This window comes from Verticiella sediminum (assembly GCF_007558815.1).
GTDB classification, from domain to species: Bacteria; Pseudomonadota; Gammaproteobacteria; order Burkholderiales; family Burkholderiaceae_B; genus Verticiella; species Verticiella sediminum.
Window position 1 is genome coordinate 46040 of the sequence record NZ_VLTJ01000007.1, and the last position, 11665, is coordinate 57704.

Annotated in this window: 10 protein-coding genes; 1 reads left to right on the top strand and 9 read right to left on the bottom strand. The window is 65.2% G+C overall.

The window, feature by feature from the left end; genetic code table 11:
• Window positions 1-11 precede the first annotated feature (11 nt).
• Window positions 12-1544, top strand: a complete 1533-nt coding sequence (locus tag FOZ76_RS03600; protein WP_143946770.1) for a Fic family protein — start codon at window positions 12-14, stop codon at window positions 1542-1544.
• Window positions 1545-1700: 156 nt separating this feature from the next.
• Here FOZ76_RS03600 and FOZ76_RS03605 read toward each other — a convergent pair whose 3' ends face one another.
• The 9 genes from FOZ76_RS03605 to FOZ76_RS03645 form a co-directional block, all read right to left on the bottom strand.
• Window positions 1701-2495 carry an enoyl-CoA hydratase gene (locus FOZ76_RS03605; RefSeq protein ID WP_143946771.1) on the bottom strand — a complete coding sequence of 265 codons (795 nt, stop codon included), beginning with the start codon at window positions 2493-2495 and terminating at the stop codon, window positions 1701-1703.
• Window positions 2496-2587: 92 nt separating this feature from the next.
• Entirely contained in the window at window positions 2588-3571 is a 984-nt protein-coding gene (locus FOZ76_RS03610) for a zinc-dependent alcohol dehydrogenase family protein (protein ID WP_143946772.1), read from the bottom strand.
• 182 nt (window positions 3572-3753) lie between these two features.
• A complete protein-coding gene (locus tag FOZ76_RS03615; RefSeq protein WP_170235278.1) occupies window positions 3754-4773 on the bottom strand; it encodes a tripartite tricarboxylate transporter substrate-binding protein in 1020 nt (339 codons plus the stop codon).
• Window positions 4774-4816: 43 nt separating this feature from the next.
• Entirely contained in the window at window positions 4817-6556 is a 1740-nt protein-coding gene (locus tag FOZ76_RS03620; RefSeq protein ID WP_143946774.1) for a CocE/NonD family hydrolase, read from the bottom strand.
• A 607-nt stretch (window positions 6557-7163) separates the two neighbouring features.
• Entirely contained in the window at window positions 7164-8141 is a 978-nt protein-coding gene (locus FOZ76_RS03625) for a Bug family tripartite tricarboxylate transporter substrate binding protein (RefSeq protein ID WP_143946775.1), read from the bottom strand.
• Between the two features lie 38 nt (window positions 8142-8179).
• Window positions 8180-8494, bottom strand: a complete 315-nt coding sequence (locus tag FOZ76_RS03630; RefSeq protein WP_143946776.1) for a DUF4387 domain-containing protein — start codon at window positions 8492-8494, stop codon at window positions 8180-8182.
• Between the two features lie 2 nt (window positions 8495-8496).
• Entirely contained in the window at window positions 8497-9861 is a 1365-nt protein-coding gene (locus FOZ76_RS03635) for an acyclic terpene utilization AtuA family protein (RefSeq protein WP_170235279.1), read from the bottom strand.
• Between the two features lie 47 nt (window positions 9862-9908).
• The gene (locus FOZ76_RS03640) at window positions 9909-10823 is read right to left on the bottom strand and encodes an SMP-30/gluconolactonase/LRE family protein (RefSeq protein ID WP_143946778.1); all 915 of its coding nucleotides are present in this window, start codon (window positions 10821-10823) and stop codon (window positions 9909-9911) included.
• Between the two features lie 63 nt (window positions 10824-10886).
• On the bottom strand, window positions 10887-11660 hold the full coding sequence (locus FOZ76_RS03645) for a GntR family transcriptional regulator (RefSeq protein ID WP_143946779.1): 774 nt from the start codon (window positions 11658-11660) through the stop codon (window positions 10887-10889).
• Window positions 11661-11665: the final 5 nt, after the last annotated feature.

Genomic DNA, 11665 nt, shown 5'->3' on the forward strand with positions numbered 1-11665 from the left:
TCGAAAATTCCATGAGCGACTGGATCGGCTATCGGTGGCTGCAGATGCACTACCGACTTGCTCCTGTACAGCAACTGCGCACGCACTGCGCAATCGGTGCGCGGCGCCAGACGATCCACGATCACGGACGTGTGCAGGAGTTTTATACAGCCAGACAGAGACCACAGGCTACGCTCGCGGGACATCTCGGCTTCGCCCTCAAGCACGAGGGTGTGCAGTTGGAGTTGCTCAGCCGGCTGTTCGCGCAGACCGGCCCTGCCGAACTCGAGGCCTGGATTGCGGCCGAGCCCACGGGGCAGTATGCCCGCAGGGCTGGCTTCCTGTACGAGTGGCTGACCGGCCGCCGGCTGGCTTTCCCAGGCGTACGCTCGGGCAACTATGTGCCAATTCTGGACCCGGCGTTGTATATCACTGCTACCCGGACAACCAACGACGCGCGCTGGCGTGTGCGCGACAACCTTCCGGGCACGCCTGACTATTGCCCGACTGTCGCCCGGACGCAGGCAGTCACCGCGGCCGAGACCTATGCCGCAAAGGCGCAGCTCGAAGCTCTGGAGACGTGCTACGGGCAGGACTTTCTGCGGCGCAGCGCCGTCTGGCTGACTGTCAAGGAGAGCCGGGCCAGCTTCGCCATAGAGCACGAAGAGCAGCACGAAGGCCGCATCCAGCGGTTCGCCGCCGCGATGGAGGCGATGTGCGGCGCAGGCGCACGCGGGCTCGACATCGACGTGCTGCAAGACCTGCAAGCGCGCATCCTCGGGCCGCGGGCGACGCGCTACGGATTGAGGCAGTCGCCGGTGTTCGTCGGCGCCATGGATGGCTTCGTCCCCGTGGTCCATTACATCGCGCCGCACTGGGACGACGTGCCACGATTGCTCGACGGTCTGCGTGCATTCGAAGAGCGAACCATAGGTTCAGCGGCAGTCGTGCGGGCTGCGGTGCTGTCCTTCGGTTTCGTCTACATCCATCCCATGGTCGACGGCAACGGCCGCATCTCGCGCTTTCTGATCAACGACACGCTACGCCGCGACGGCATGGTGCCGTCGCCTCTGATCCTGCCGGTGTCCGCGACCATCACGCAGTCGGTCGTGCGGCGCCAGGGCTATGACGATGTGCTGGAAGTCTTCTCGCGTCCTTTTATGCGGCATTTCGCGGGAAGCTATCGCTTCGGCCCGGAGCGCCGGGCGCCGGATGGCGTGCTGTACAACCTCGAGTTCGATGGCTATGCCGAGGCGCTTGCAGCATGGCGGTTTCCGGACCTTACCGAGCATGCAGCCTACTTGGCCGAGGTCGTGCGCGCGACACTGGAAGAAGAAATGCCGCGTGAGGCCCGCTACCTGCGGCGCCTGCGTGAGCTGCGTGAACGCGTCAAGAATGTCGTCGAGGGTCCTGACACGGACGTCGATCGCATCATTCGTTCGATCCAACAGCATGGCGGGGTGTCGAGCGCGCTGCGCAAGCAGTTCCCTCTCCTGGGCGACGCCGATCTTGCTCAGCGATTGATCGACGCGATCGCCTCGGTGACGGACGAGGATACAGACTGAGCGAAGGGTGCGGCGCCTGCGCGGCGAGCTTGGCGGGGTCGAGGGGCGGCCCGCCTGAGATGGCAGTCGAGCCGCTCGGCCTTGCTGCAAGGGTGGCGCCGAGCGCTGTCGGTCGGGAGAGGCACTGGGCCGGGCCCGCCGTCCTGCTTGCGCGTTTCAGCCGCGCTGCTCGCGCGCCTTGCGCTCCAGGAACGCGTTCATGAAGTGCTGCGGCTCGCCGGTACGAAAGGCCGCACCGAACTCGGCCACGGTGGCTTCGATGGCGTCGTCGATGTGCGCCGGCTCCCAGGCGCGCAACAGTTTCTTCTGCTGGCGTATGGCCGCGGGCCCCATGGCGGCCAGGGCGCCGGCCATGCGGTCGATGGCGCCATCCAACTCGCCGGCAGGCACGACCTCGTTGACCAGCCCCCACGACAGGGCGCGCGCGGCGTCGATCGTCTCGCCCATCATCAACAGCCAGGCCGTGTTCGCGCCGCCGATGAGGTAGGGGAGGAGGGCGGCGTGGATCACCGACGGGATGCCCACCTTGACTTCGGGCATGCCGAAGTGCGCGTTCTCGCTGGCCACGCGCAGGTCGCAGGCCATGGCCAACTCCATGCCGCCGCCCAGGCACCAGCCCGGCACGCAGGCGATGACCGGCGCCGGGAAGTGGCGCACCGCGTTGCACAGATCGCGCAGCCCCGAGATGAAGGCGCGCGCGCTGGCCCCGTCGAGCGATGCCATCTCCGCAATGTCGGCGCCCGCCACGAAGGCGCGCGGGCTTTCTCCCTGCAGGACCACGGCGCGTACGTCCTCGCGTGCCGCGAGCGTGCGCAGCGCCTCGGTGTTGTCGCGGATCACCGGGGTGCTGAGGATGTTGAGCACACCGGCGTTGCGCAGGGTCAGGGTGGCGATGCCGCGCGCATCGAGCGTGGCAAGAGCGTGGGGGCGGTCGACAAGGGTGTTCGTCATGCGGTGGTCTCCGGTTCGGGGCGCCAGTATCCCAGCGCGCCCGCGCACTGGCTAGTGGAACGTTCCGAAGGCAGCGTTCGAAGCATTCGCACTCAAGGCACCAGCACCGCCGCGCCGGCCACGCGGCCCTCGCGCAGGTCGGCCAGCGCTTCGTTGGCGCGCGCGAGCGGGTAGGGCACGGTCACCGTGCGCACGCCCGCCCGGGGCGCGATCGCCAGGAACTCGCGGCCGTCTTCGCGGGTGAGGTTGGCAACCGAAACCAGCCGACGTTCCTGCCACAACAACGAATAGGCAAAGGCCGGAATGTCGCTCATGTGGATGCCCGCGCACACCACGCTGCCGCCTTTGCGCACCGCGCGCAGCGCGGCCGGCACCAGCGCGCCGACCGGCGCGAACAGAATGGCCGCGTCCAGCGGGCAGGGCGGCGGCGTGTCCGAATCGCCCGCCCAGGCGGCGCCCAGAGACAGCGCCAGCCGCTGCGCCTGCGTGTCGCCCGGCCGGGTGAAGGCGTAGACCTCGCGGCCCTGCCAGCGCGCGACCTGGGCGATGATGTGCGCCGCCGCGCCGAAGCCGTACAGGCCCAGTCTGTCGGCCGGCCCGGCGATGCGCAGCGAACGCCAGCCGATCAGCCCGGCGCACATCAGCGGCGCGGTGGCCACCGGGTCCGCAGCTTCGTCCAGCGGGAACACGAAAGCGGCTTCGGCCAGCAGATGGGTGGCGAAGCCGCCGTCGCGGGTGTAGCCGGTAAAGGCCGGCGCATCGCACAGATTTTCCCGCCGCGCGGCGCAGTACGGGCAGCCGCCGCAGGCGTGCGCCAGCCAGGCCACGCCCACGCGCGCGCCCGGCGGCGGACCGGCCACGCCGGCGCCGAGCGCTTCGACCACGCCGACCACCTCGTGGCCGGGCACGATGGGCAGCGGCCCGGGCGGCAGTTCGCCGTCGACCACGTGCAGATCGGTGCGGCAGACCGCGCAGGCCAGCACGCGGATGCGCAGCATGCCCGGGCCCGGCTCGGGCTCGGGACGGTTCTCCAGACTCAGCGGCTGGCGATGGGCGTGCAGCACCATGGCTTTCATGGACGGCTCCCGGGAGGTGGTCGGCAGGTTCCTCGATTCTATTGCCTGCGCGCAGGCGGTCGTTGATCCCGCGCAAGGATGCCGCGCATGTGGCGGAAATCCGCATGCAGCGGCAAGGCAGCGCTTGGGTATGGCTTGAAAGCCCGGCTGCAGAATCGACCACGCTCCAAGGGCGCGAAGGATCAGTCGATACTCACCCCAATCTGCTTGGCAACGTCGGCCCACATTGGCAATTCCTGGGCTATACGTGCTCGCAGGTGATCCTGGCCTCCGCCATCGTCGGTATCGATCCCTGCCTGGAACAGTTGCTGCTTCAGACCCGGATCCTTCAAGAGGTCCAGGACACCATTGGAGACGAGATCCACGATCGGCTGCGGCGTTCCAGCGGGCGCAAGCATGCTGAAATAGGTGACATAGGTGCTCCCATGGATACCATATTCCTCCAGCGTCTTGACGTCCGCCAGGTCGGGCCAACGTTTAGGGCCGGTCTGCGCAAGCGGGACGAGTTTGCCGACGCGCATGAGCTGCATAATCGATGCAACGTTGGCAATGACAAGCTGTACCTCGCCCGTAACGGCGGCCAGCGCGGCGGGATTCCCGCCATTGTATGGGACCGGAACGAGCTCGATCCCGACCTTGCTGTCCAGGAGCGCCTGCCCGAGCTCCGAAAGCGAACCAACGCCGGGCGTCGCGTAATTGACCTTGCCCGGGTTTTCCTTCGCAAAGCGGACCAGGTCGTCGAGCGTCTTGAAACCCGTTCCCGGGTAGGCTGCGATGACATTGGGCGAGCCGCCGAAATCGACCATGGGAACAAAGTCGTTTACGGGGTCGTAGAAGTGCCGTTTGTAAACGGCGGGATTTCCGGTGAAAACGTTGGTTGTGAAGAGAAAGGTGTAGCCGTCGGGTTCGGCTTTGGCGACATGGGAAATACCGATATTGGCGCCGGCACCCGGCCGATTTTCAACGATCACGGACTGCTCCAGTTTCTCGCTCAACCTTGCGGAAACCAACCGGGCAACCGAGTCCGTCGGCCCTCCCGGGGCAAACGGAACAACGATCTTGATAAGACGCTCGGGATACTCCGCCTGTGCCTGTGATACCCCCGAGAACCCAAGAACCATACTCTGCGCGGCCACCAAGGCATAGCGCACGGTTTTTCGAAAAAGGCCGGTCCAACGATACCCTGCAACTCCTCTACGCATTGCTTTCTCCTCCTGTGGGACATGCGTCGTTTCGCCCGGTGGGTCAAACGTCGCTCGGCGGGATAATGGGAAGCAGCACATAGGGCTGCCGGCCGGGAGCAAAGTGCAACGTGTAGTTCTTGCCGAAGATCTCGGCAGGCCGATCCAGCGTATGGGTCATCGGACCGACACCCTTCATCGGATAGGCAGCGTTGGGCGGAGCCCCGTCGGTCCCGTCGACTTCGTAATCCTTGCCTCGGACCGTCAATGCGACCCGATACCCTGGAGGAACGACAATGCAAGTCGGCCAGATCTCCACATCGAGTTCATAGACCTCGCCCGGCGTCAGCGGCTGCTTCTCGTCATGCGTGTGGTATGGCCGGTATGGCGTGGACAACTCGGGATCGAGCTTTCGGTGCGAAGCACGCAGCCACCCCAGGCCGACGGGCGTACGAGGGTCGTTGGAACCGATGAAGGTGACTTCCTTGCCTGACGGATCGTAGACACCAAGCACCAGGAAGATATCGGCGTCGATCGTCTCGGACGAAATCCATAGCTTGGCCGCGAGCGGCCCCGTGATTTCGAGTTCTTCCTGCATCGGCGGCATGTAGAACCGCACGCCGTCACCCAGCGCTTCATAGGTGATCGACGTCTCGGTGCCCGGCGCCGTCGTGTCCAGCGTCATCGCGCCTGGCGTCAGGTAATACTTCGTCCACTGGGTTCGCGCCAACGGCCATTCGTTTTCGGCGCGCAATGTAAAGTGCTCGCCGGGACGCCGGATGTTGAGCGACACCGGAGGCTGCTTGTCCCAGCCGGAATCCTCGCCCTTGAGGAAATGATCGAAGAACCTGCGTTGCAGCCCCTCGCCGTAGGCGCTGTAGAAATGCGTGAAGTGGGTATGGCCGTGCATTTCCAACCATTTCTGCTTGGTGCCGGCCCCCAGGTAGCCTTCGAAATTCCCGCGGGGATGAATGCCCTGGCCGCCCCAGTTGCCGGCCGACAGCAGGGGTACGTCGATCTTCTCGACAGCTCCCTTGCGCTGCGCGTAGAACTCGTCGAACAATTCCCGCTTGGCGAGCTGACCCGCCAGATCGTCGCGATTCTGTTCAAGCTCGGCGGGCGACAAGGTCTCCGGGCCTGCGACGGTCTCGCCGGTAACGACGCTGCGCTTGCCCCGGTCTCCCACGCCGTGCTGCACGTTCAGCACCTGGCGTGTGTACCAGCCGGCCACCATGTCGCTGAGGATGCCGCCGTGCCGTGCCTGCTCGCGGTAGAAGTCGGCATTCCCTTCCCAGACGCAGAGCGCGGCGAGATGGGGAGGGCGCATCGGCGCCACATGCCATTGGTTCATTGCATAGTAGGAAATGCCATTGAGGCCGACCTTGCCGTTGGACCACGGCTGCACGCCGGCCCATTCGATGCAGTCATACAGATCCTGGGTTTCGCGTTTCGACCAGAGGTTCATGAAGCCGGGCGACCGTCCCGCTCCACGCGAGTCAACGCGCACGCAGACATATCCGGCGGGCACCCACCGTTCCGGATCGACCAGTTCCCAGTTCTGATATTTGTTGGTCGATCCTTCCACCACTTCCGGCGCTGCTTCGACCAGCCTCTGCCAGTTCGAGGGATAGCCTTGCTTGAACTCCAGCCCCTTGGCGTATGGGCCCAAGCTGAGGATGACGGCATATCGGCCATCTTGCAGCGGTCGAAAAACATCGGCGCGCAGAACAAGCCCATCGTCCATCTCGATGGGTACATCCCAATCGATGCGCATACCGTCTCGTACTTCGCTCTTGGCTTCCATGCTGTGTCCGACCTCTCAAGTTCGTCTTGGCTGTTGATCAGGGTGTCGTCTGGCTTCAGACAGTCCACATGGTAAAATCAATCAAGTGATTTAATCACCTTGGTGAAAACACCTAGATTCACTTTGAGGGAGCAGGACGGGTTGTCCGTGCATGTGGTGGTGCTGGCGCTCGAGATGGGGCTTGCCAAGATGGGGATGACGATCCCGGTCTCTCGGACGCCGCCGCCCACGTTTTCTTGGTGCTCATCACGCTGCCCGAGGCCATGGTGGGCGCGGCGATGCGGCTACGTTCGACAAGAAGAGGATGTCAGCCAGCGCGGGCGCGCCCAGTTGCTCCGTCGCCGTGCGGATGGCGCTCAGTCTGGCCGCAGCATTGGCGGCGGGCGCGTTCATCGCTTCGACCAGGGCACATAGGGGGCCGCATGATGGCGCGGAAGCTGATAAAGTCTGGCTCTGGTTTAATGCGCATAATGTGTATTATGTAAAGTTATCCGGAGATCAGAAATCCAGGACCGGCCACATTGCCTCAACGTACGGATTGGCTCAACGACCGGCCGGCAGCGTGCAAGACGCCGCCGGCATGCCAGACCCGTTCGGGCGGCGCGGGCTACTGCTTCTCCAGGCCCGTCTTGTCGATGACCCGCTTCCACATGGCGTCCTCTTCCTTGAGCATCCGGAGGAAGTCGTCGCCGACGACGACCCTGGGCTCGGCGGAGACGCTCTCGGCGTAGGCCTTCATGCCCGGTTGCTGCATGGCGTCGTACACGGCTGTGCGCAGGCGTTCGACGACCGGCGCCGGCGTGCCCGCGGGCGCCCACAGCCCGATCCAGTTGTACAGGTCGTAGCCCTTCAGGCCGGCTTGCGCGAAGGTCGGCACATCGGGCAGCATCTTCTGGCGCTGCTCGCCGCTGATCGCCAGCATGCGCAGCTTGCCGCCGTCCACGGCCCCCTTGAAAGTGGACAGCACGCTCACCTGCATGTCGATGGTGCCCGACATCAGGGCGACCATGGCCTCCCCGCCCCCCTTGTACGGCACGTGAAAGAGCTGGACGCCGGCCTGCAGCGCGAACTCTTCGCTGGCCAGGTGCGGACTGGTGCCGTAGCCGCCCGAGCCGAACGAAACCGTCCCGGGCTTGGCCCGGGCCCTGTCCATCAGGTCGCCCAGGGTCTTGTAGGGGCTGGATGCGTTGACGGCCAGGCCGATCGGCGAGAATACGAACGCGCCGATGGGGATGAGATCCTGCCAGGGATCGTAGGGCAGCGATTTCTTGACGTGGGGCAGCATCACGAAGCCGATGTCGTTGACCACCAGGGTGTATCCGTCCGGCCTGGCCCGGGCGCCCTCCATCATGCCTATCGTGCTCATGCCGCCCGTCCGGTTGTCGACAATGACGGACTGCCCCAGGCTCGATGTCAGCTCCTGCGCCATGCGGCGGGCGATGTTGTCGGCCGACCCGCCCGGCGCGTACGGCACGACGATCCGGACCGGCTGCTGCGGCCACTGGGCCTGCGCCGAGGCCGCGAACGGGGAAAGCACCGTCGCCGCCAAAAGGATACGGCCCAACCTTTTGTTGACTCTCATCATGTCACCTCCTGTTTTCATGTAGTTATCCGGGCCCGCCGTCAATCGGGAATGGCGAGACCGAGCAGCGGCGCATACTGTGCGCCTCCGTAGACATCGCTGTCGTACTTGGAACCAGAACTCTGCGGACGGGGAAAGCTGACTTTCACCGCCAGCGCGGCATCGTGGTTGACGACGATGACTTCGTCGCGGCTGCGCCGGTACAGGCTCGCGATGTCATCCTTGTTGAGCACCCGGCTATCGCGCACGCGCCGGTAGACGGCTTCGTCGTCGAACATGATGTCGAAGGTCAGCCAGAACGGTCCGGCGTTTTTCGAACGCACCAGGACCGCGAGATCGCCGATGGTGTTGGCCATGATCAAACCTCCTCGAATTCGGTGTGGAACAGGCTGGTCGGCGTCTGCGGCACCAGGACGTGGTTCATATGGAATTCATAGACCGGGCCGCGGTCGATTTCCGATGGCGAGTACGGGAACGCGACACCGGAAATCAGTCCCTTCCACTTCGGGATCGGGTTGTGCACCGCCAGGTGCGACACGCTGCTCGCAATCGAATGCGACAGCGCCTGCGAACCGCTGATGACGTCCCACAGAATGAAGACCTCGTGCCCGGCCACGTTGGGTGTCGGCTCGAGTTCGCCCATGACGCCGTTGCGCCCGTAGACCCGCGTGACGATCTCGTAGGGCTGCTCGCCTATCGTGTTCGACAGCCGGATTCTGGTGATCTCGTCGAGCTGGGCCAGCCAGTCATCGAGGCCGGCCAGGATATAGGGATCGCGCACCGCCCCGAGAATGACCGTCGACCAGCCGCGCTGGCGCACGCCTTCGATCTTGATCGTGTATTGCCCGGCCGGCTCGAAGCGCGAGCCCGAGACGTTGACCGCGGTGTCCGAGATCGCCCGGTACTGCGAATCGCGGGTGATCAGCGTTCCGGACGGCTCCTTCAGGTCGAACGGATCGGCATTTTCGTAGAGCGTGTGCGAAGCCACGCTCTGCGGCGAACAGCGGTAATCCTCGCGCAGCGGAAAAATATCGAAGGAGTCCTCGTGCAGCACCGCCATCATGCTGTCGGGCGCCAGCCGCATCGTCACGGCGGCGGCGCCGCACTCCAGGATCTTCGCCATGTGCCAGACCACTTCGGGCCTGAAGCCCTGCATCAGGGGCATGGCGGCGTAGATGGACGTATCGCTGCTGCGCCCGCCCAGGATGACCTGCGCCCCGGCCGCGAGCGCTTCCTGGATCGGCTCGACGCCCATCATGGCGACGATGTGCAGCGACTCGCCGACCTCCTCCTCGGTCAGCGGGCTGGACGGCGTGAGCGGATGGCAGCGGCCCGCGCGCAGGTGCTCCAGCACCACGTCCTTGCTCAGTTCGGAGCGGATCACCGCCATCTTGAAATGCAGGTCCTGCTCGCGCGAGAGCTCGCGCACGATGCCGGCCAGCGTCTCCAGCGCTTCGTCGGAGCCCGAGGTTCCGGCCGAACCGATGATCAGCGGGATGCCGGCCGCGAGGGCCCGGCCCAGCATATTGCTCAGGTCGCGCTTGACGGCGGCCGCCGAAAAGTGGCATTTGCCCTGGGCCAGGTTGTTGGGTCCGGCGTCGGTCGAACCGGCGTCGCAGCCGATCATCTGCGCGCCCAGGGCGATCGCCTTGTCGATCGAGGCCGGCTGGAAGCCGGAACCCAGCATTCCGGTCGCGGCGACCACTTTGAATGTCTTGGCCATGAATTGCCTTTGCATGAGAGTTGGATGGAAACCGCGCCCGCGGCGCCTTACATGTGCGAATACATGGCGCGGCCGGGCACGTCCATTTGCGCCTTGATGACGGTTCCGGTAGACGATTCGGTGATGAACAGGGTCTTGCGATCCGGCCCGCCGTAGGCCAGGTTCGTGACCGCCCTGCCCCCGGTGCAGGAAACGATGCGGTACAACGGCTCGCCGAACGCGCTGAACAGCCAGACGCTGCCCAGGCCGGCATGGGCGATCGCGAGGTTGCCGTCCTCGTCGATGGCCAGCCCGTCCGGGCCGCCGCCGCCCGATAGCTGGATGAAGTTGCCGACCTTGCTGACGCGGCCGGAGGCCGACAGCGGCACGCGCCAGATGGCGTTGGCGCGCGTCACGGCCAGGAACAACACCGACTCGTCGGGGCTGAGCACAAGCCCGTTGGGGCTGGGAACGTTATCCAGCAGCATGTCGAGCCGGCCATCCGCGCGCAGGCAGTACAGGCGCCCGGTGGGATCCTGCAGGCCGGTCTGCGCCTGGTCCGTGAAATACAGGTCGCCGTTGCTCGCGAAGATCAAATCGTTCGGCCCCTTGAGGCGCTCGAGGTGGGCGCGCGTCAGGAACGGCCGAGGCTGGCTGTCGCCTGGGCCGAGCACCAACAGGCCGTTCTTCTGGTCGGCGATGAAAATGCGTCCGTCCTTGTGTATCTTCAGCCCGTTGGGTTCGCCGTCGTACTCGGTCACCAGCGAGAACCCTCCTTGCGGCGTGATCCGCAAGACGCGGCCGTAGGGGATGTCGGTCACGTACAGATTGCCCGCGAGGTCGAAGGACGGGCCTTCGAGAAACGAAGTCGGCTTGCCATGCTGGCGCCCCTGCAGCCAGTCGGAGGAGCGATCCCTGACCTCCAGTTCGGGAGGGACTTTGGCGTAGACCTGTGTTTCCAGGATGGGAGGGGCTGCGTACATGAATGTCTCCGGAAAAGGACGATCGTGCGTCCGAAATCGTTATGGCACTGCCCGAGGGTCGGTCTACGGCTTGATCCGATGGACGCTGTGGGTCGCACCGGCCGCCGGATACTCCGACGCGCTGCTCGCCTCGACCAGGAAGAAGCGCGCGGCCATTTCCTTGGTGATCTCGATGGCCCGCTTCAGGCTGATGTCGATGTGCTCGGTGAGCAGCGCGAGCGCCGCCTGGGTATCGCGTCGCGCGATCAGCTCGACCACGCCCCTGTGTGCGTCGAAGGCCTGCAGGTTCCACTCGGATTGCTGCTCGATGTCGATGTGCCTGGCCACGTGTATGCGGCGGGTCACGACTTCCATGAAGGCCGACAATTCCTTATTGCGGGCCAGCGCGACGAGGCGGCGGTGGAATTCCTCGTCGGCCAGGACGAAGTCGCCCGTGTCCAGGCTGGGCGCGCGCGCCATCACGTCGTCCCAGTACTGCATGACGGCGGCGATGTCCGCGTCGCTGGCGCGCTGCACGGCCAGGAAGACGGCCCTGCGCTCCAGCGCGATGCGCACCTGGTAGAGGTCGAACACTTCATCCACGCTGATCGCCTTGCGAAAGAAGCCTTTGTTCATGACGAAGTCCAGCATGCCCTCGGCGACCAGGCGGTTGAGTGCCTCGCGCAGGGGGCCGCGGCTGACGCCGAGTTCGCGGCCGAGCACCTGCTCGTTGATCCGGGCGCCCGGCTTGAACTGGTAACGCATCGCGCGATCGCGCAGGTCCAGGTACAGGCGCTCCACGCTGCTTTCGTCGCGTGCCTGCCCTGCTGCCTTTCTGGCCGTGGGTGCCAAAGCCATTGTTT